Annotated in this window: 16 protein-coding genes; 6 read left to right on the top strand and 10 right to left on the bottom strand. The window is 43.4% G+C overall.

Translation table 11 applies throughout. The features are described from left to right. Positions 1–156 precede the first annotated feature (156 nt). On the top strand, positions 157–1,374 hold the full coding sequence (locus LW728_RS03955; RefSeq protein WP_287670600.1) for an ABC transporter permease: 1,218 nt from the start codon (positions 157–159) through the stop codon (positions 1,372–1,374). Between the two features lie 182 nt (positions 1,375–1,556). On the opposite strand, the gene LW728_RS03960 is transcribed toward LW728_RS03955, so the two are convergent. Next, the gene (locus LW728_RS03960; protein WP_287765289.1) at positions 1,557–1,952 is read right to left on the bottom strand and encodes an NUDIX domain-containing protein; all 396 of its coding nucleotides are present in this window, start codon (positions 1,950–1,952) and stop codon (positions 1,557–1,559) included. A 259-nt stretch (positions 1,953–2,211) separates the two neighbouring features. On the opposite strand from LW728_RS03960, the gene LW728_RS03965 reads away from it, so the two are divergent. After that, on the top strand, positions 2,212–3,141 hold the full coding sequence (locus LW728_RS03965) for an NAD(P)H-dependent glycerol-3-phosphate dehydrogenase (protein ID WP_287765290.1): 930 nt from the start codon (positions 2,212–2,214) through the stop codon (positions 3,139–3,141). A gap of 304 nt (positions 3,142–3,445) precedes the next feature. Here the strand turns inward: LW728_RS03965 and LW728_RS03970 are convergent, their stop codons facing one another. The 3 genes from LW728_RS03970 to sir form a co-directional block, all read right to left on the bottom strand. Next, positions 3,446–4,699: an ATP-binding protein gene (locus tag LW728_RS03970; RefSeq protein ID WP_194015254.1), complete on the bottom strand. Its 1,254-nt coding sequence runs from the start codon at positions 4,697–4,699 to the stop codon at positions 3,446–3,448. 3 nt (positions 4,700–4,702) lie between these two features. Next, a complete protein-coding gene (locus LW728_RS03975) occupies positions 4,703–6,451 on the bottom strand; it encodes a tetratricopeptide repeat protein (RefSeq protein ID WP_287765291.1) in 1,749 nt (582 codons plus the stop codon). A gap of 105 nt (positions 6,452–6,556) precedes the next feature. After that, entirely contained in the window at positions 6,557–8,494 is a 1,938-nt protein-coding gene (gene sir, locus LW728_RS03980) for a sulfite reductase, ferredoxin dependent (RefSeq protein ID WP_287765293.1), read from the bottom strand. Positions 8,495–8,690: 196 nt separating this feature from the next. On the opposite strand from sir, the gene LW728_RS03985 reads away from it, so the two are divergent. Continuing rightward, positions 8,691–11,090, top strand: coding sequence for an FHA domain-containing protein (locus tag LW728_RS03985; RefSeq protein WP_287765296.1), 2,400 nt, complete (start codon positions 8,691–8,693; stop codon positions 11,088–11,090). 169 nt (positions 11,091–11,259) lie between these two features. Here the strand turns inward: LW728_RS03985 and msrA are convergent, their stop codons facing one another. The 4 genes from msrA to sat form a co-directional block, all read right to left on the bottom strand. Continuing rightward, positions 11,260–11,922, bottom strand: coding sequence for a peptide-methionine (S)-S-oxide reductase MsrA (gene msrA / locus LW728_RS03990; RefSeq protein WP_287765298.1), 663 nt, complete (start codon positions 11,920–11,922; stop codon positions 11,260–11,262). 128 nt (positions 11,923–12,050) lie between these two features. Next, positions 12,051–13,715, bottom strand: coding sequence for a DUF6930 domain-containing protein (locus tag LW728_RS03995; RefSeq protein ID WP_287765301.1), 1,665 nt, complete (start codon positions 13,713–13,715; stop codon positions 12,051–12,053). Between the two features lie 75 nt (positions 13,716–13,790). Further along, positions 13,791–15,863, bottom strand: coding sequence for a caspase family protein (locus tag LW728_RS04000; RefSeq protein WP_287765303.1), 2,073 nt, complete (start codon positions 15,861–15,863; stop codon positions 13,791–13,793). Next, positions 15,860–17,029, bottom strand: coding sequence for a sulfate adenylyltransferase (gene sat, locus LW728_RS04005; RefSeq protein ID WP_287765305.1), 1,170 nt, complete (start codon positions 17,027–17,029; stop codon positions 15,860–15,862). The genes LW728_RS04000 and sat overlap by 4 nt, the downstream gene beginning before the upstream one ends. 131 nt (positions 17,030–17,160) lie before the next feature. On the opposite strand from sat, the gene LW728_RS04010 reads away from it, so the two are divergent. Both LW728_RS04010 and hppD read left to right on the top strand, forming a co-directional pair. Next, entirely contained in the window at positions 17,161–17,865 is a 705-nt protein-coding gene (locus tag LW728_RS04010; protein ID WP_271992776.1) for an SDR family oxidoreductase, read from the top strand. A gap of 120 nt (positions 17,866–17,985) precedes the next feature. Continuing rightward, complete coding sequence (gene hppD / locus LW728_RS04015; RefSeq protein WP_287765310.1) at positions 17,986–19,071, top strand: 4-hydroxyphenylpyruvate dioxygenase; 1,086 nt, start codon at positions 17,986–17,988, stop codon at positions 19,069–19,071. A gap of 182 nt (positions 19,072–19,253) precedes the next feature. Here hppD and LW728_RS04020 read toward each other — a convergent pair whose 3' ends face one another. Further along, entirely contained in the window at positions 19,254–19,814 is a 561-nt protein-coding gene (locus LW728_RS04020; RefSeq protein ID WP_287765314.1) for a retropepsin-like aspartic protease family protein, read from the bottom strand. Positions 19,815–19,897: 83 nt separating this feature from the next. After that, positions 19,898–20,239: a histidine triad nucleotide-binding protein gene (locus LW728_RS04025; protein ID WP_193977509.1), complete on the bottom strand. Its 342-nt coding sequence runs from the start codon at positions 20,237–20,239 to the stop codon at positions 19,898–19,900. 181 nt (positions 20,240–20,420) lie between these two features. Between LW728_RS04025 and LW728_RS04030 the strand changes: the two genes are divergently transcribed. Further along, positions 20,421–21,947 carry a YifB family Mg chelatase-like AAA ATPase gene (locus LW728_RS04030; protein WP_002785022.1) on the top strand — a complete coding sequence of 509 codons (1,527 nt, stop codon included), beginning with the start codon at positions 20,421–20,423 and terminating at the stop codon, positions 21,945–21,947. Positions 21,948–21,951: the final 4 nt, after the last annotated feature.

The following is a 21,951-nucleotide window of genomic DNA, read 5'->3' on the forward strand; positions in this document are numbered from 1 at the left end:
TCTTAACAAATATCTCCCAATTGTCTTTTTTATGATCGGGCAGGATTCAGGAGAGAGGGGACAGGAGACTATTTTTATTTATTCTACCCACACCCCACACCCCACACCCCACTTCCCAATTCATAATTCATAATTCATAATTCATAATTCCCCTATATGTTTATCATCGAAAGTTTAAAAATGGCCGTCTCCACCCTAGCGGCCAATAAAGTGCGTAGCGGCCTGACCATGTTAGGAATTATCATCGGTAACGCTTCGGTGGTGGCCATGATTGGTATTGGCCAAGGGGCGCAAACCTTAGCCAATGAGCAGTTTGCTAACTTGGGTCCCAATACTCTTTTTGTGGTGCCGGGGTCGCGACAAGCACGCAATACCACCGTTAATTTACCGAAAACCTTGGTTTTAGCCGATGCTCAGGCGATCGCCGAACAAGTTCCCACCGTCGCTGAAGTCGCCCCGGAAATAAACGCTCGTTTCCTGATTTCCTATCGTAATCGCAACATGACGGCTCTAGTCACGGGAAGCACCCCAGAATACGCTTCTGTCCGCAATTTTACCCTAGAAAAAGGTCGTTTTATCAATAATATCGATCTAGCCCGCAACAAACGGGTAACGGTAATCGGCACTGAAGTGGCGGCGCAACTTTTCCCCACCCAAAATCCCCTCGGTCAACAGCTGCGGATCAAAAATCTCAGTTTTGAGGTGATCGGGATTTTAGAGGCGAAAGGCTCCTTTTTTGGCAATAATCAGGATGAAATGCTGATTATTCCCCTTAGCACCATGAACTCGCAACTGGTGGGCAAAACCGGACCCTACGGTGTTGAGTTGAGTTGGATTAGTCTCACCGCTCGATCAGGGGAGGAAATCCGCGCAGCTAAGTTCCAAATCCAGAATCTCCTGCGTTTACGCCATAAAATCGTCGCTGAGGATGATTTTCGCGTCGAAACTGCTAAACAGATGATCGAAATCTTCGGCACGATTACCCAGGGTCTAACCCTACTTTTGGCTCTAATCGCCGGTATTTCCCTAATTGTCGGGGGTATCGGGGTGATGAATATTATGCTCGTTTCGGTTTCGGAAAGAACCGGGGAAATCGGACTAAGAAAAGCGATCGGAGCCAGAGAACAGGATATTCTCTTACAATTCCTGATTGAATCAACTCTCGTTTCCATCGCCGGCGGTGCGCTTGGTATTCTCTTCGGTGCAGGAGCGATCGTTCTCGTCTCCAGTTTCTCTCCCCTGGCTGCCACTGTTTCCACCAGCGCCGTCGCCCTGTCTTTGAGCGTTTCCACGGGTATCGGTCTCTTTTTCGGCGTTTTTCCCGCCTATCGTGCCTCTAAATTGGAACCGATTGTCGCCCTCAGAAGTGTCTAATTTTTTAAGTTTTTTCGGGGACGTTTTTGGCAAGGATTGCCTTTATAGCTAAGTAGGTAGGCGTTAAAAGTTGTCAGACACCCCCCTTATCAAGGGGGGCAGGGGGGATCCCCCCGCCTATCGGCACCCCCCTTATCAAGGGGGGCAGGGGGGATCGAACCTAAAATCCATTTTTAATTTAATTATAACCAGTTGAGAATGCGATCGTGATCAAAGCATAAAGGTTGGGGGAATTCCCAGAGATGAAAAATCCCGACTTTTTTGGCATCATCGGCAGCGATCGGTTTTCCTTTTGCCGTGGCGATAAAAACGATACTAATGGTGTGTTGACGCGGATCGCGGTTAGGATCGGAATAGACGTGAAATTGCTCGATTAACTGCACCTGCAAGCTGATTTCCTCGTAAGCTTCCCGAATTGCCGCCGTTTCCACCGATTCGCCGTAGTCCACGAATCCCCCCGGAATTGCCCAGCCAAAGGGCGGATTTTTTCTCTCAATTAGTACGATCGGACGGTGGGGCGAGTCGATCAGTTCGATGATAATATCAACAGTAGGGGCAGGATTGCGATAGTTTGTCATTTTTTTCAGTTATCAGTGAACAGTTAAGTAAGTAGTTATAATTAAATTGAAGATAGATTTTGCCTCTGATCCCCCCTGCCCCCCTTGATAAGGGGGGTGCCGATAGGCGGGGGGATCCCCCCTGCCCCCCTTGATAATTTAACACCTACCTACTTATCAGTAATCGGTCAATAATTTCATTTAAGACTCATAACCTTACAATCGAATGCTTTCTAACCAGTCACTGATCAGGGATCACTAACAAGGAGGGGAATAAAAGTTGTTAGAAAATGCCAAGAAAATTACGGTTATAGGTGGGGGAATTTGGGGACAAACACTCGCTAATTTGGCTAGACGTAATCACTTAGCTGTTAGGGTTTGGTCGCGTCATACTGGGGAAGATTTAGGGGCTATTATAGCAGATACTGATGTAATTATTTCAGCAGTTTCGATTAAAGGAGTTGTTCCCACGATCGAACAATTACAGCAATTACAATTAAATTCTTCCACAATTATCGTCACCGCCACTAAAGGATTAGAGCCAATCACCACTCGTACCCCTTTTCATCTCTGGAATCAAGCTTTTCCTGCTAATCCCCTTGTGGTTCTTTCCGGTCCTAATTTAGCTAAAGAAATTAATCAAGGTTTACCCGCTGCGACGGTGGTAGCAAGTTATCAGCAAAAAGCAGCAATATTGTTACAAAAATTATTATCTGGGGAATCTTTTCGGGTTTATCTGAATAGCGATCCCTTGGGAACAGAGTTAGGTGGCACTCTTAAAAATGTCATGGCGATCGCTTCTGGGGTTTGTGATGGTTTACAGTTAGGTACTAATGCCAAATCTGCCCTATTAACTCGCGCTTTACCGGAAATAATTCGGGTGGGAACTTGTCTAGGAGGTTGTCAAGAAACTTTCTTCGGTTTATCGGGTTTAGGGGATTTATTAGCTACCTGTAATAGTCCTTTATCCCGCAATTATCAAGTGGGTTATCAATTAGCTTTAGGTTTATCTTTGCCAGAAATTTTAGCGAAATTAGAGGGAACTGCCGAAGGAATAAATACCACAGAAGTTTTGATGAGAATTGCCCAAGAAAAAAATTTATATGTACCGATTACCTGTCAAGTTGATCGTCTTTTGCGCGGGGAAATTTCTCCGCAAGTTGCCGTTTATGAATTAATGCGTCGCGATCTAAAAGCAGAATTTGATTAAGAGACAAGAGATTTTTTAGTAAACAGTAAAAAGTAATCCGTGAGTGGTTGGGGAGTGGGGACGAAGGTTTAACGCTTTGCTTTGTTGGTTATCTTAGTCATCAATAAAGTATCAAATAGCCCCAACGGGATTCTCCATTTTTTTAGATAAAGATAGTGAGTTAAGCAAATTATTGTTATTAACAAATATTTTACACACTTCATACAAGATAAGCACTATGGCTCACCACCACTACCCAATCATTACCCGGTTGCTTTTTTGCTCGATCGATTTTTATAACTCCCCTAATGGCTTCAATTATTATTTACTCAGACTGAGACTCAGGGAGTAACTTAGGTTGAAATAATTGGGAAGGAACAAAACGAAAACCGCTTTGATCTTCTTGACGAATTAATAATCCTTGTTCTTCCATCGATTTAAGTTGGGGCAAGAGAGCAACAAAGGTTATAGCATCAAGTTTAGCCAAAGTTTGATCAGAAATATTCTCACTAATGCCACCGGCTTGATGAGCAACGTATAATAAATGACGAAACTGAGGACTTAAATAATCAGTAAAGTCTTTTTGAAGGATTTGCCAAATTGAATAAAAAGCAGTTTCATCAATAATTTCATATCCTTCTGAAGCAGCTTGCCGTAATACTTTTTCACAGATAGTATTCAGTTCTCGAGGAATTCCTTGAGCGTAACCCGTAATTAAATTGATGACTTCCTCTGTGAAAGGATAGGGATCATTTCGCTGTTCGTTTCTGGCACTATTAAGATAATTAATAGCAATGTGACGTAAATCATCTTGACTCATGGGTTCAAGGGGAATATCTTCAGAAAAGATACCAAGGGCTTTTAAGGTTGCTTCTTGAAACTCGGTAAAGCCTCTTCCTGTCATAATAAATCCCCGATGTTTTCCCATCCGAAATAAATCTAAACTACTTTCTAAAATTGTCTGGACAACAATGGGGTCTTTTTTGTCAAAATCATCAATAGCAATAACAATACGAGAATAAATTTCTTCGGCTCTATTTAATAAACGAATGAGTAAAGGATAGGGATCAGCATTGGCAGTGGGAGTCAGTTGATTAGCAGGGGATTCTTCCTTTTTGCCAAAGGATAAAAAGCCTAATTTAACTTGTCCTTCAGTAGTGGTTTTATTGCGTTGAATAGAATACCCTAAAAGCGTATTAGCAATGTCTTCTGATTCTTGATCACTATCCGCTAAACTATCGGCTACAGCTAATAATAAAGCACGATAAAATTCCGTGGAACTTTCCCCAGGAATACTGCTAATATAAAGCAATAACATTTTTTCATTTAATTGGTTAACTTCCTGTTGTAACTGGTTAATTAAATTAAAAATTAAGGCAGTTTTACCAATACCCCAAGCCCCCCTAACTAAGATATTACGTCCTTCATAGAGGGTCGGAATAACTATATCTAAAACTTGATCTCGTCCATAAAAAATCTTTGCTAATTTTTTGCGATCATCGGGGGGAGTTGGTCGAAAAGGATTTTCTATCAGTCCCCATTTTTTGAGAGTTGATTGATAACGGCTGAGTCTTGACATTTTTTACGCAGATTGTAGAATTTTTAGTAGATAATTAATTTCCTCTAGTCGTTCTGAATTATTTTTTTCTTGATAATATGTTTGTGCCTCTTTTAAATGACTACAAGCTTGGGAAATCTTGCCAATTTGTATTTCTAGATTGCCCAGTGCAGTTGTCACAGAAGCCACATTATCTTGATCACCTAAACGACGGAATAGACGTAAAGAATCTTTAAAATAAAGTCTTGCCTGTTCGAGCCTACCAGTGCGATGATAGAGACGGGCAAGTTCCAATAAAATTGGAGCCAAACTACTAATATCCTTTTGTTTTTGATAAAGTTGCTGACAATTTTCTAAGTGTTCAATAGCTTCTGTATAATATCCGCCCTCAAATAAAGCTTTTCCTAATTGATAGGAATAGTTAAAATATAAGGTTTTGTCTTCGGTTTTTTCAATAATTTCTCCAGCTTGTTTATAAGAGTTAATTGCTTGTTGAATGTCTGTCACTTTACCAAGAAGTTTAAATCGTTCTCTGAGAGTATTGGCTAAATTATATTGTGTCTCTGCCCAATCTCCTGGAAAGGCTTGACGGGTATAAATTTTTAAGGCTTCTTGATAACAGACAATTGCATTTTCGATATTCTCGGCTTTATTGCCTCTAATTCGTTCACTATAAGCATTGCCTAAATTATTTTGAGTAGTTGCCCAGTCAAGAGGAAAGACATCAAAAGTACGAATTTTTAAGGCTTCTTGATAACAGAAAATTGCGGTTTCTATATTCTCTACTATGTCTCCTTTGATTCTGTTTATGTAAGCAGTCCCTAGATTATTTTGTGTTACTGCCCAATCTTCAGGAAAAGCATCACGGGTATAGACTTCTAATGACAGGTTATAAGCAACAATCGCTAACTCTAGATTATCTGCCTTTTCCCCAAGAATGCGCTTACTATAAGCATTACCCAGATTATTTTGTGTTACTGCCCATTCATAAGGAAAAGCATCACGGGTATAGTCTTCTAAAGACTGGTTACAAGCAACAATAGCTAACTCTAAATTTTCTGCCCTTTCCCCTCTGATGCGCTTACTATAAGCAGCACCCAGATTATTTCGTCTCCTTGCCCATTCATAAGGAAAAGCATCAGCATCACGGGTATAGACTTCTAAAGACTGGTTATAAGCAACAATAGCTAACTCTAGATTATCTGCTCTTTCCCCTCTGATGCGATTACTATAAGCAGTACCCAGATTATTTTGTGTGTTTGCCCATTCATAAGGAAAAGCATCACGGGTACAGACTTCTAAAGACTGGTTATAAGCAACAATAGCTAACTCTAAATTTTCTGCCCTTTCCCCTCTGATGCGCTTATTATAAGCATTCCCCAGATTATTTTGTATCCTTGCCCATTTTTCAGGAGAAGCTTGACGGGTATATACTTCTAAGAGGGTCTGATAGCCTGTAATAGCGATTTCTGGATTATTAGCCCAACTTCCCAAGGGAAAATTTTGAATATCAACACATAAATTCTGAATCACCCCGGCAATCCCTGCTACTTCTTCTGGTTTCCCTTGAGAAAACACATTTCTAGCCCATTGTTGCAACAGTTGGGCAAAGGTATCATCTAACAGATGTTGACCGCGTTGTAGGATAGGATAAACCACCGCAGGATCGCTATTACTCTCCCATTCTGCTTGTAAGACTTCTGATAAAAACTCCTGATATTCCTCTATACTTCCCGCTTGAAGGTTGAGAAACTGCCCCAATTGTTGCACCATATCGCGTAACCAAGATGATGTGATGGACGATGATTTTTTCGACAGACCGACCCTATGAATATACTAATTAAAAAAAGGTGGGTTAAGTCCCACCTTGATAACTGATTAGGATTTTTGGCTGAAATAGGCCTCTAGCGCCTCATTGATGATTTGATTCATCGGCCGTTTTTCCGTTTCCGAAGCTTCCTTGAGACGGACAAACATATCATCGGGGACGCTGACACGGTTTTGATTTTTACGCACGCGTTTGGGTTTTGATTCAGTGGTAGTAGTTTCGGTCATTTTAGGTGTGTAGGTGGCTGAAAATGCTTGTAAAGCAGGGAAATTGACTCGATGACAGAATTCTCCGAAGGTTTCGTTATTTTGTTGATCCTGTTGGAAGTAAACGAAAATCGGTTCTAAGACCTTTTCTAGATCATCGATCGCCATTTTATCCAAATAGGGGCGCGCTAGTCGAGTTTGATCGGCTGTTCCCCCTAACCAGAGTTGGTAGGAATTGGGAGCGCTACCCACAAATCCTAATTCTGCCATATAGGGACGCGCGCAGCCATTAGGACATCCTGTCATGCGGATGACAAATTCCTCTTTGCTTAATCCTAAGCGATTAAGCAGAGTGCGAATGCGTTCAATCACGCTGGGTAAAATTCTTTCTGACTCAGTAATCGCTAATCCACAGGTGGGCCAAGCGGGACAGGCCATGGCATAACGGGTTAAAGGGTCAATTTCGGCGGGATTGGTGATAATTCCGTGTTCTTTCAGGATCGCCTCGATCGCTTGCTGATCCTGGGGTTCAATTTCGTAGAGAATGATATTATGGTTAGCCGTCAAGCGCATGGGTAACTGAAAACGCTCGATAATCACTTTTAAGGCGGTTTTTAGCTGAAAACTGCCTTCATTTTTGACCCGGCCATTTTCCACAGAAAGACCAAAAAATAATTTTCCGTCTCCCTGTTCATTCCATCCCAAAAAGTCTTGATATTCCCAATCGGGGAGGGGTTGGTAGGGGGCAATTTTTTGGCCGAAATAACTCTCAACAGTGCTGCGGAATTTCTCTACTCCCCATTCTTCGAGGATATATTTCATTCTCGCATGACGACGATCTCCGCGATCGCCGTAATCCCTTTGGGTTGCTACGATCGCTTTTACCAGATCGTACACATCTTCTTTGTCCACATAACCGATCGGATCGGCCATTCTGGGGAAAGTTTCCTCCTTATTGTGGGTCCTTCCCAGTCCACCCCCCGCAAGGATGTTAAAACCCTGTAATTGACCGTTTGCGTCGGTAATCACCACCAAACCGAGGTCATTGGTGTAGATATCGATGGAGTTGTCTCCCGGCACGGTGACACCGATCTTGAACTTACGGGGCATATAATGTTGACCGTAGATCGGTTCGATGGGATCGTTTTTGTTAATGCCATTTGTATCTTTTTGTCTCGATGCCTTGACTTCTGGCGCTTCTTCTGAACTGATAACTTTTTCGCCATCGAGCCAAATTTCGTAGTAAGCTCCAGTTTGGGGACTGAGTAAATCGGCGATATTATTGGCATATTCCCAAGCGTAGCCGTATTCGGGGCGATTTTTGTAGGGGGCTGGCGGTGCGGTGATATTGCGGTTAACATCACCACAGGCCGCTAAAGTGGATCCCATACTGCGGATAATTTCCCCGAGGGTAGCTTTGAGATTTTTCTTTAAAATGCCGTGTAATTGGAAGCCTTGGCGAGTTGTCACGCGTAAAGTGCCGTTACCGTAGCGATCGGACAAACTATCAAGGGTAAGATATAGTTGCGCGGGAATAAAACCCCCCGGACTGCGGGTACGCAACATCATTTGATAGTCTTTTTCTTGACCTTTGGCTCTATTGTCGCGATTATCCTGTTGATAGGAACCGTGAAACTTGAGGATCTGCACCGCCGCATCGGTAAAATGGGTTGTATCTTCGAGGAGTTCACTGGCCAAAGGTTCTCGTAGATAATTACTGCGTTCTTTGATACCTTCGACTTTAGAAACCTTGGCGGTAGGAGAAATAGGAGTTGTAACCATCGTCTAACAGCACGATAACCTGTGGATAGGTCTTAGGAATAGGAATTTAGACAAGCTCGATCGATCCTAAGAAGTTTTACTAAGATGATCTCTAGAGTTCGTTCCAGACTCTGAGGTTAACAGTAGCGATCGAGACATCAATTCTATCTTAGCTTCTTACCGTCCCCCGCGAACGCCACCCACCGATCAACTTTTTATGACCAATTCTCCCAACATTAAAACGGTTATTAGTCAAGAACCCTACATTATTCTTAACAATCAGGGAGAAATTCTCCCTTCTATTAATCTGAGTCGTCCTAATTATAAATTGGGGCGAGATGGTCAACAGGTGGATTTAGTTGTTCCCCAACACTGGACGGTGGTGAGTCGAGTACAAGCTTGTTTTCGTCGTCAGGGAGATGATTACTATATCTACGATGGAGACGGGACTAATCCTAGTTCCAATAAACTTTTTATCAATAATCGCGTCATTACTCCCAAAGAGGGCTATCTTTTACGAAATGGAGATGAGATTAATATCGGTCAAGATGTCAAAAATTCGGTCAAGATCACCTATTATCATCCTAACCAACCAGTAAAAAGCCCACCTTTAGCTTTTAAATCGGTTTCCCTAAGCAATCGCAGTGTAGTTTTAGGACGAGATAATGCTGCGACTGTGGTTTTAGACGCTCCGACAATTTCCCGACAACACGCGATTATCGACATCGATAACCAAAATCGTTATATTCTCTACGACAAAAGCACCAATGGAGTCTTTATCGACGGAGAAAAAGTATCGGGTAGTGCCATTCTAACCAACGGTTGTACAGTGAGAATCGGCCCCTATAGTTTTAGGTTGCAGGGAGATGACTTAGTTTTATTAGATACGGGGGATAATATCCGTCTAGATGCCGAAAATATCGTCAGGATGGTGCGGGATAAAAAGAAACAACCTTTGATAATTCTCAATCATATCTCCTTACCGATCGAACCAAGTCAATTAGTGGCGATTGTTGGGGGAAGTGGTGCGGGAAAATCGACTTTCTTAAAGACTTTATTGGGAATTGAACCCACCACATCGGGAACTGTTTATCTGAATGGGGAAGAGCTGCGCCAGAATTTTAATATCTATCGCACCCAAATCGGTTATGTTCCCCAATACGATATCGTCCACAGGGATTTAACCGTGGGAGAAGTGTTATATTATGCTTCTAAATTAAGGCTACCTCCGGATCTTAATTGCCAAGAAGTGATCGAGAAAACCCTGCAGCAGGTGGAATTGTTAGAAAGAAGAAATACTTTAGTCAGAGACTTAAGCGGTGGTCAGTTAAAAAGGGTGAGTATTGCGGTAGAATTATTAGCCAATCCCAAATTATTCTTTCTAGATGAACCCACCTCGGGATTAGACCCCGGTTTAGATAAAAAGATGATGGAATTGCTGGCAAAATTGGCCAAAGAAGGCAGAACAATTCTCCTAGTTACCCATGCTACTAATAATATCAATCTCTGCGATCGATTAGTTTTTCTTGGTCAAGGGGGCAATTTATGTTATTTTGGTTCTCCGGGGGAGGCCTTAAATTTTTTCTCTTTACCTCAGGGGGATTTTGCCGATATTTATATTCATCTGGAAACTAGCGAAAAAGTTGAGCAAGAATGCCAACGTTTCCAACAATCCGACTACTACAAAAATAATATTGAAGCAAGAATCGGTAAAGTATTTCAGCAAAATAATAGTAAACCGCAACAGGTTCAACAATCTTTTTGGCTACAACTACAGGTTTTATGTCAACGCTATAGCCAATTAATTATCCGCGATCAGGTTAGTTTAATTTTATACCTATTAACCGCCCCGATTGGAATTTTCTTAATGGCCATGGTTTTAGGGGACGAAAATCCTTTATTTTTGGGGGATAATCCCAGTTTTGAGCAGGCTATCCAATCCGCACCTTTAGCCTTAAAAACTCTCTTTGTTTTTACCTGCGCGGAATTGTGGGTAGGTTTTGCCTGTTCCCTACAGGAAATTGTCAAAGAATCGCCAATTTATCAGCGAGAAAGATTAGTTAATCTGGGATTATTACCCTATTTATTCTCAAAAATTCTGGTTTTAGCAGCCGTAGCTTTTCTGCAAACAATTGTAATTACCTGCGTGATATTTTGGGGATTTACTGACCCGCAACCGGAATTAATGACCTGGTTAATTGGCTGTTTTATCACCACATTTTTAACTATATTTGCGGCGATTAATCTCGGTTTATTAATTTCTGCTGGCGTTAGTAATATCACCCAAGCAAATAGTGCCTTACCTTTAATTTTAATCCCTCAGATTATCTTTGCTGGCGTATTATTTAGCTTAGAAGGTCTGTGGAAATATCTATCATGGTTGATGATTAGTCGCTGGTCAATTGCTGCCTACGGTGTATTAGTAGAGGTGGAAACTATGATTGCAGAAGCGAAAGAACAAAATAGTTTTAATTTCCCTTTACCCTTTGAGGATGCCAATCAAGTTTATCAATTATCTATCAATAATTTGTTATTGAATTGGGGAGTTTTAATTCTTCATTCTCTTATTTATTTCCTCCTTACCTATTGGTTGCAAAAAAGAAAAGATATTTTGTGATCTAAATTATGAATTATGAATTATGAATTATGAATTATGAATGATAAGTAGGTAGGCGTTAAAAATTATCAGACACCCCCGTTATCAAGGGTAGGGTTGATTCATGAATCAACCCTACCTTATCAAGGGGGGATCAAGGGGGGATTAAAGGCAAAATCCCTAACCCTACTTAATTTAACTTCAGATCAAGAGCGATCGGACATTCCACTTTCGTTCCCCCTAAACCACAGTAACCGCCGGGGTTTTTAGCTAAATACTGCTGATGATAAACTTCAGCATAATAAAATTCAGGTGCGTCGAGAATTTCCGTGGTAATTTGACCATGGCCCGCTTTATGGAGAGCTTCTTGGTAGATTGATCGAGATTTTTCCGCTAATTGCTTTTGCAGGGGACTATAGGTATAGATACCCGATCGATACTGAGTTCCCGTATCATTACCCTGACGCATTCCTTGGGTGGGATTATGGCTTTCCCAGAAAACCTTTAACAGTTGTTCGTAGGAAATCACCCTGGGATCATAGACCACTAAGACCACTTCATTATGTCCGGTCATGCCGCTACACACTTCCTGATAGGTGGGATTGGGGGTGATACCAGCCGCATAACCTACGGCCGTGGTGTAAACACCTTCTAATTGCCAAAATTTCCGCTCTGCTCCCCAAAAACAGCCTAAACCAAACATTGCGGTTTCCATACCGGCGGGAAAGGGGGGCTGCAAAGGATGACCGTTAACGTAGTGGCCGCTAGGTACGGGCATTTTTTCCGATCGCCCGGGTAGTGCTTCCCTTGCTGTGGGCAAAGTTACTTTTTTTCCGAATCCGAATAACACCATAATTAAGAATTTGTCCAGAAAATTTTACCTTACTTTACATTGTCGCTTAATTTTGGGGATTTCAGTGATCAGATTTGAGTTTTCTGATTACTGTTCACTGAAAAAAGCTCCGTCGCTGCCGGTTCAAATTAACCGAAGTGAGGCATAAGAGTCAAAACTCCCAAGTCTAAATCTTTACTATCGATCGATTTTGCCTCGTAGAGGGCTAACATATCGTTTAATTGGGGATTACCGCAGGAGGAACCGGTTACGCCCATGGCAATAATCAAACCACAATAACCCTCGGTATTTTTGATGCGTTTTTGCCAATTGCGGCGAGCATTACGGTGGTCGGGATCATCTTGCTCGAATTCTCCAAACAGATAGAGATCACCGTTAGCCATTTTCAGAATCCCCAGATCATAACGGGTATCTTCTAAGGGATCTTCGCCGGGGTTAAAACCAATAGCCTCCAAACCGCCAGCTTGTTCGATTTTTTCGATCAGTTCCTTGGCTTTCGGTCGGGAGGTCTGGATCATGACCACGGGGAAACCCTCTCCTTTTGTCGGTACGGACTGGGGTTGATAATGGACTTTTGGACGACTGCGAATTTTATCTAATAATTGCCAGGGAACCATTCCCAGACTGAGATGTGCATTATCAGGGACTAGATTCTCCTTGAGTACGGATTCTTCCTCATCATCCTCATCATCCTCATCATCCTCATCATCGTCGTCGTCGTCGTCGTCCTCTAAGAGTTGCATAAATTCCGCACATAGATCGGGCATCGTGGCTACCGTCACCGCCACGGTTTCCCCTTTTGCTTGTTCGGGATCGATGGGAATGCGAAAACGACGCTGTAATTCTCCGATCGGTTCTTCGGATAAAGCGGATTGATTGCCTTTAAAAAAGCGCAACAGAGCTATTAAAGCTAAATATACCGTGATTGCTTCTTCTTCATCCAAGTAGGGGCGAATACCTTCGTAGGGATGCACGCTGCCGAAAACTGGATGGATTTGGGAGGGGGCAGCCGAGGCTAGATCGTAGTCATCCTCATCATCATCCTCATCATCATCGGCCAATTCGTAGCTTAAAAACCAGCAATCTTGGGAAAGAAAGGCCTTTTCTAATCTTTCCATCGATTTTTCTTCTAAAGCGGACTGCCGGAATTGTTTGAGGGATTCTAGGGAACGATAGAGAATGACTCCGTATTCCCGACCGAGCATTCCCATGACACAGGCGTAAAGATTCGGGAAATCGGAGCGATCGAGCTTAATTTGCAAAATATCGTAATCAGCTAAACAGGACCAGGGTTCAGCTTTCCAAATTTCGTGAGCGGTTTTCACTAAAGCGGACTGCCAAGCGGGGGGAATTGCCGGGGGGCGGTTATTTTGGAATTCCTCGAATCCGCGAAAGAGATCATCGATCAGGGGCAAACTGGGGACATAATCGATGGTGATATCGAGATCTTGCAGTACCCCGCGCAGAAAAAACTGTGTTTCTCGATCGCGGACGATAATTTTTTTCGGTCTGGCTGGCCGGGCGGGACTTTGCGGTGTTTCGATGGCGCGGATTAAGGTTCTGACCATGGCCTCTGGCCCGGTTTCGGGGGAAACTACTTCCATAGAGCGTACACAGCCCTCGCTACCATCCACCCAGATCACGCACTCGCCGCCGCTTTCTTGATTTGGTTCTAAGGTGGCCCGGGGCATTCTCTCGGATAAGGATAAAGCACGACGATCTCCTTCCCAAACACTGGGAATTTGGGGAATTTTTTTGAGGCGGCTTTGGGTTGTCCGGGGCAGAAGATTCATCGGGAAATTTAGGGGTAGCTGTGTTAGGATTTTAACCTTTTCTTTTCAAGGATTCCATAGAATTATTCTATCGATTTAGTCGATAACTTGATAAATAAACCGGAAACCTGACCAAGTTCCTAGATCAAAGGCGTATTCATCAATTACACTGCCAGAACTATCCATTTTCAAGCCTAAATCTAATTTTAGATCGCTCCAGAAAGCTCTGGCTATTTCTAGGGGGTTAGTCAGGGTGAGCAGTTGGGTGGCTTCTCCTTTGAGGCTTTGAGTGGCATTGAGAAGGGTCAAGGTTTTCGGGAAAGGATGGCGACTGAGGATCAGTATATTCTCTCTGATGCCCTTGGGTTGACTAATTTTCCAATGCCCTTGGCGGTCATTGGGGATGGTGGCCTTGGTTTTGGCCGCCACGACAAAGGGGGCTAATGGGCTAGAATTGCTGAAATTATCGGGGTTTTCTGAATGGGAACAGTATAAAAGCGGTTGGCGATCGCTGTTGAGGACAAGGATCAGCGCGTAGAGGGGTTGTTCTTCTTGATTCTCAATTTGATAGCGAATTTCCGTACCGACGGGCAGAATTAAGTCATTTTTAGCGGTATTAGTCCCCCTGCTACCCGCAATTTTTTGGGTTGGCACTGTGGAGATATAGGTTTGATCGAGGCTTTCCAGGGTGACAATAACGGCTAAACCGGAGGATTCTTGATTGATCAACAAGTGCCACAATTTGCAGGCCAGCAGGGTTTCTAGTTGGGATTGCAGTCGTTTAATCCCCGATTTAATTGCTTCGTTGGCCGCCCCTAAACTACCGATAATTAGGGAGCCATTGGGAGATAATAACTGATAATTGCCAGTTTCTTCGCCACCAACTCGACTTAAGAGACAATCTACCGTTTGTTCGCCAATATTAACCACGGCGGCCACATCGGGCAAACTGGCAAAGGTACTGGTGGCATCTACCCGTTCAATCCGGGTTAAGTTACTATCCAAACCGACGATTAAGCCGATTTGACTGGGAAAAACCCGCAATTTTTCCTCTAGAATCTGTCCTATTTCTAGGGAGGCGGTTGCTGATAATAACTGGGCTTTGGCTTTTAAACCCTGACGGGAGAGAATTTTTAGGCTGATTTCCTGCCCAGTCGCCTCAATAAAGCTCAAACAGGAGTTAATCCCGTAATTTTCTAGGATTTCTAAGGGCAGGCCGACCAGATTGACTTCTAGGGTGCGTTCATCAATAAGATTTGTAACAATTGCCGCTCCACCCCTTGACTTTTCTGGCTGTATATGATATGGCGGCGCAGAATTATTTTGATTACCGGTCAGGATTGCCGGTTGCTGTTGTTGACTGCTGTGACTAGCGACGAGATGACGGAGATGGGGAAAAGCGATCGCAATTGTCGGACTGGGGGAAACTTGCCAGAGATACTGAGTGAGATCATAGGTGAATAAGCCGGCATTGGGGCTATTACCGCTCAATTCCAGGGCGATTTGCTCTGGTTTAGCGGCAGCGAGAATAACGCCGTTACTAGGCTTATTTTTGAGGTTAAAACGGGTTTTAATATCGGCAGCGAAAGTTAATTCGGCGGGGTTAGGATCAGTAATGGTTCTAGAATAGGAACGAATGCGGAGATTACCGAGATAGGGCTGAGGTTGGGGGAGATGACTACTATCAAAAATCAAGCTAAACTTATCCGTAGCTAGACAGCGAGCCATCAGCAGGATATTTTCCTTAAGTAAAGCATTTTCTGCCCCATCAGCAGTAATAAAAACTTCTTTTCTGTCCCCAAGACTGCCATAACCACTAAAGTGAAAAATGACCACATCCCCCAACCTGGCTTGGGCGATCAGGTGTTCTAAAAAAGCCGATTTGATCGCTTCTCCACTGGCTTGTTGTCCCGTTAAAGTCACTATATCAGCATCCTGAAAGCCAAAACGATAACGGAGAAGGTCTTTTTGTAACTCCACATCGGTAAGACAGCCATGCAGCGGCGGAATATTCGCCCCATACTGGTCAATACCGACTAAAAGAGCCAATTTTCGGGGATTAGGGGCGGCGAGAGCGGCCAAATGACGGTTAAGGGTTCCTTGACTAATCGCCAAAGTCAGCAACCCCCAACCTGTCTGCTGGACAAATTCTCGCCTAGTTATCTTCATAACTCTCGCATGGCCCGGATTAATTCGGCAGCTACTTCTGGACGGGAGAATTCTGGAGGTGGTAATTCTCCTTTACGCAGCAGTTCCCGGACTTTCGTTCCCGAAAGGTGGATTCTTTCTTCCGGTAAACTGGGGCTAGTTTTGGTGGTTGCCATTCCCGAAGTGCGGGTACAGTAGAAAGCGTGTTCAAACTTCATCGGCACGATTCCCAATTCCCCCGGCTCGAACTCATCAAAGATATACTGAGCATCGTAGGTTCCGTAGTAGTCCCCGACTCCGGCATGGTCACGACCGACGATAAAATGGGTACAACCGTAGTTTTTACGGATAATAGCGTGGAAAATTGCTTCCCGGGGGCCAGCATAACGCATAGCTGAGGGGTTGATAGCTAGAATAACGCGATCTTGGGGAAAGTATTTATCCATCATGATCTCATAGCAACGCATCCGCACATCGGCTGGCACATCATCGCTTTTGGTAGCGCCGACAAGGGGATGCAAGAATAAACCATCTACCACTTCTAGGGCGCATTTTTGAATGTATTCGTGGGCCCGGTGGATGGGATTACGGGTTTGGAAACCGACAATCGTTTTCCAAGCTTTTTCGTGGAACATTTTGCGCGATTGCAGAGGATCGATCTGATATTTGGGAAACTGAGGATGAGGATCGCGCTGAAGTAACCATATTGGACCTGCGAGGTTAATTTCTCCCTGTTCGTAGAGGACTTTTACCCCGGGGTGTTTCTGGTCGTCGGTACGATAGACGTTAACTGCTTCGTGGGCCTTATTGTAACGGTATTTTTGGGTTAGTTCTAGGACTCCGACAAAGTTGCCTTCGCTGTCATCTAAACGAATCCAGTTGCCTTCTTTGAGGGGATCCGCCACTTCTTCGCTAACGGAAAGAGTCACGGGAATTGCCCAGGGTAAACCATTGATTAGACGCATATCATCGACGACTTTTTCGTAGTCGTCCTGTTCCATAAAGCCTTTGAGGGGACTGAAACCACCAATAGCAATCATAACTAAATCCGAGAGCGCTCGTTCATCTAAGGAAACTCGCGGTAGTTTTTCAGCTAGGGCCAGAAATTCGGCTTTTTCGGCAGCGGTAGCAATACGATTAATTAATTGCCCACCGTGGGGCGCGATTCCTTCGGTCAGTACAGTCATAAAAATTTCTTTACATTGTCACGGTTTATCCTATCAGAAGTTGGCTAACCCTTAATCAAGGGGTTGGGACTAGCGATGATTTTCCAGTCGGAACAGTTTACAATAAGATTTGTAAAGAATTATCAATAATTATGAGCGAAAAAGTTGTCCTGATTGTCGGTGCTACGGGGGGGATCGGTGCCACTTTAGCGCGTAAACTAGCTGTTAATGGTCATAAACTCGTATTAGTGGCCAGAAATGCCGATAATTTATCTAATTTAGCTGGTGAGTTGTCTTGTCCCTCGTTAATTGTACCGACGGATATCACTAATCCAACCCAGGTAGAAACTTTGATGGCAAAAATTGTCTCCCATTACGGCCGGTTGGATGTGTTGGTTAATGCGGCCGGAGCCGGTGTGATGAAACAATATAATAAAATCACGCCGGAAGATTTAGATAAAATGCTCGACCTCAATCTGAAGGGGAGTTTTTATACCTGTCAGGCTGCCGCTAATGTGATGAAGGAAAATAAGGCCGGTCATATCTGTAATGTGGTGGGAATTTTAGGTAAGCATTCTATGGCTATGGCTGCCGCTTATTGTGCTTCTAAATACGGGGTGGTCGGTTTTAGTAAATGTTTGGCCGATGAGTTAAAACGCTATGGTATTAAAATGACTTTATTCTATTTTGGTGGTGTCGATACTCCTTTTTGGGATCAGGTGAGCTTAAAAGTTGATCGCAATAAAATGTTAACCGCTCAAACTGCCGCCGATGCTATCTATTTTGCCATGAATGCTGAACCCCAAGCTGTCCCCATGGAAATTAATATTCAACCCGATAGTCATCTCTTTTTTTAGTCATCAGCTTTTTCAGTTATCAGTTATCAGTTATCAGTGAATAGCATTAAGTGGCAAGTTCGGAGTTTTATTTTCACTGTTTACTGCTCACTGAAAAACACCCTTTTTTTGACTTTATCTATGTTTGTTGATCATATTCATTTTTATGTAGAATCGGCCAAAAAATGGCGGGATTGGTTTGTGGGGGTGATGGATTTTCAGGCGATCGCAAGTTTAGTTAATCTCCACACACACACGGAAATAGTCGGCAATGGCATCCAAAAAGATAAAACTAAACAGATTATTTTTATCTTATCTTCTCCCTTAAATTCCCTTAGTCCCGTGGCGGAATTTTTAAGTAAATATCCTGAAGGGGTGGCGGACGTAGCTTTTCAAGTGGAGGATTTAGACAGTTTAGCTAGGAAAATTAAACAGGACATTTTTATTGAGGAAACTGTTTTAGCTAGGGGTAAGATAAAAAGCTGTCAAATCTCTAGCATTGCTGATCTCAAACATACGTTAATTGAAAGACAGGGAATCACGCCAATTTTAGCCGATCCTAATCTGATTCAATACGATAGTAGGGAACAATATAATCAGGATATTCTGGCAATTGATCATTTAGTTTTAAATGTTTTTCAAGGGAATTTAGAGTTAACAGCCAATTGGTATGAGGAAAATTTAGGCTTTAAAAAAAGGCAAGCTTTTACTATTAAAACGGACCGTTCTGGTCTTTATTCTCAGGTGCTTGTTTACCCCGAAACTGAATTAAAATTACCGATTAATGAACCAGATAGTAACAGTTCTCAAATTCAAGAATTTTTAGATATTAATCAAAAATCTGGCATTCAACACATTGCTTTAAAAACAGAAAACATTGTAAACTTAACTCAAAAATTAAAAGAAAAAAAGGTAGAGTTTTTATCAGTTCCAGACAGTTATTATCAACAAATTAACTATCAAAAAAAAGATTTTAATATTGCTGATTGGGAATGGTCAGAAATAAAAAAAAGGGAAATTCTCATCGATTTTGAACAAAATAGTTATTCCCTCCCGGAAAAGCCGACTTTACTGCAAATTTTCACTAAACCAATTTTTTCCCAGCCGACTTTCTTTTTTGAATTAATCGAGCGCCGTCATGCCGCTAGAGGTTTTGGAGAAGGCAACTTCCAGGCCCTATTTGAAGCGATCGAACGGGAGCAAATACAGCGAGGAACTTTAGATTAAAGTCAGGAAAGCGAGCATTTTTCCCATGAGACTAAGTAGGTAGGTGTTAAAAGTTTTCAGGCACCCCCCTTATCAAGGGGGGCAGGGGGGATCCCCCCGCCTATCGGTACCCCCCTTATCAAGGGGGGCAGGGGGGATCGAACCTAAAATCCATTTTTAATTTAATTATAACCAGCTACTTATCAACGATAACGTAATTCAATCACATCTTTTTTGATCGTGACATCATAGGAACCAAAAAAGGTTTGTCCCAAGAGTCCTAACCCTTTCATTTGGGGAGAAATATTAACAATCTGATTATATAAAGTCATCTCGCCAGCTTTAACAAAATTAATGCGACCAAGATAACCAGTAACGACACCGCCGGCGGTATTATTGATTACTTTCCTTTCCCGTTTGACTTTCATCGCTTTCGCCATGGCATCGGTGAGGACGATGCCACTAGCACCTGTATCAAAAAGCATTTCATAGGAGTGACGGTGATTAAAAACTACCATCACCGTGGGAATGCCTTTAACCCGGCGTTGAATCGGTAGCTGATAAACTTGCGGGGAATTTTTCCTATTTCTAGATGAACTGCCACAGAGACGACTAAGATCTATGTGTTGTCCATCTGCTCTTTGGAGAAAGCATAGTAGAAAACATTCTGGTAGAAAGCATTGCGATTGAGCGAGAGTCGTGGGGGTGAAGGGAAATAACAGCAGGGTGCTGGACAAAGCGATCGCAGAAAGAGACCTATTCATGGGTTTAACATCGAGAAGACCGACTCAGGAAAAAAACGCTTCTAGCTCTATAATTCCCCAAAAATGCGGGAAAATAAGAGGGTTTAACCCGGAGGCCAGTCCATTGGGCGATCGCCCAAAAGATGGACATGAAGATGATCGACGGTTTGACCTCCATGTTCCCCATTATTGATCACTACTCGATAACCTTGACTTAATTTAGCTTCGGCGGCCACCTTTTTAACAGTTAGTAACAAATGTCCCAATAAATCTTGATCGCTGTCGCTGGCTTCCTCTAGTTTCGGAATCGGTTTTTTGGGGATAATGAGGATATGGGTGGGTGCTTGGGGATTAACATCTCGAAAAGCGAGAACCAGATCATCTTCATAGACGATCGAGGCGGGAATTTCTTTCCGGATAATTTTGCTAAAAATAGTCTCGCTCATAGACAAATTGCTTTTTTTTTCAACTATACCATTAAGCTCTCAGCTTTTCTGGCTAGTTTATACCGAGAAATAGGCTGATTTTCAGGGTAAATTCCCAGATAAAATCATTTTTATGCGGAAAACTAGCCTAACATCCTGTTTCATTTTCCTAAGAACTCACTTTATTTTTACTTGAGCCAAAATGTTAGCAAGGGTTTGGAGTGCGGCAATTATCGGCATCGATGCCATTAAAATCGGGGTAGAGGTGGATGTATCGGGAGGATTACCCGGAATTGCCGTGGTGGGTTTACCCGATACCGCCGTGCAGGAGTCGAAAGAAAGGGTAAAAGCTTCCCTAAAAAATGCCGGATTTGCTTTTCCCATCCGCAAAATTGTCATCAATTTAAGTCCTGCCGATATCCGCAAAGAGGGTCCAATTTATGATTTACCGATTAGTATCGGCATTTTAGGAGCCTCCGAACAGGTAGAAGCCGATTTATTGGGGGATTTTCTCTTTTTAGGTGAATTATCCCTCGATGGTAGTTTGCGTCCCGTGGCGGGGGTTTTACCCATTGCTGCCGCTGCCGAAAAAATGGGGATTAAGGGTTTAGTGGTTCCCGCCGATAATGCCAAAGAAGCGGCCGTGGTCAAAGGCGTACAAGTGTATGGGTTTCGTCATCTATCGGAAGTGGTAAATTTCTTAAATGAACCCGATCGCTATTCACCGATGACTTTTAACGCTGCCGAGGAATTTGGGCGATCGCGAGTAAATCTCCCCGATCTCAAGGATGTCAAAGGCCAAGCAATTGGCCGGCGGGCCCTGGAAATTGCCGCAGCTGGAGGTCATAACCTAATTTTTGTCGGGCCACCGGGCAGCGGTAAAACCATGTTAGCGCGACGTTTACCCGGTATTCTGCCCCAGCTTACCTTTGCCGAATCCCTAGAAGTCTCCCAGATTCATTCCGTCGCTGGATTACTGAAAGATCGAGGTTCTCTGGTGCGCGAGCGTCCTTTTCGCAGTCCCCATCACTCCGCTTCTGGAGCGGCGCTGGTGGGAGGTGGCACTTATCCCCGACCGGGAGAAATCTCCCTTTCTCACCGTGGTATTTTATTTTTGGACGAATTAACGGAATTTAAGCGCAGTGTCTTGGAATATCTCCGACAACCCCTAGAGGATGGTTATGTGAGCATTTCTCGCACTCGTCTTTCCGTCGCTTTTCCGGCCCGTTTTACCCTGGTGGCGAGTACCAATCCCTGTCCCTGTGGTTATTACGGCGATTCAGTGCAACCCTGCAGCTGTTCCCCGCGACAACGGGAACAATATTGGGCGAAATTATCGGGGCCGCTTTTAGACCGTATTGACCTACAAGTGACGGTAAATCGCCTGAAACCGGAAGAAATGACCCAAGAGAGTCGGGGAGAAGCTTCTGAGCAGGTGCGGCAACGGGTAGAAGGGGCCCGACAAAAGGCCAGCGATCGCTTTCAAAATACGGGGATTCGCTCTAATGCGGAGATGAATTCCGAGCATTTGCGGCGTTTTTGCGCTCTGGATGATAGCAGTCGCCATATTTTAGAAGGGGCAATCCGAAAATTGGGTTTATCGGCCCGAGCAATGGATCGCATTCTCAAAGTTGCCCGCACCATTGCCGATTTAGGAGATAGTGAAATGCTGAAAAGTTCCCACGTTGCCGAAGCAATTCAGTATCGCACTCTCGATCGTTTAAGTTAGGGTT

The sequence above is a fragment of the Microcystis sp. 49638_E5 genome (genome assembly GCF_021300285.1).
Classification (GTDB): Bacteria; Cyanobacteriota; Cyanobacteriia; order Cyanobacteriales; family Microcystaceae; genus Microcystis; species Microcystis aeruginosa_C.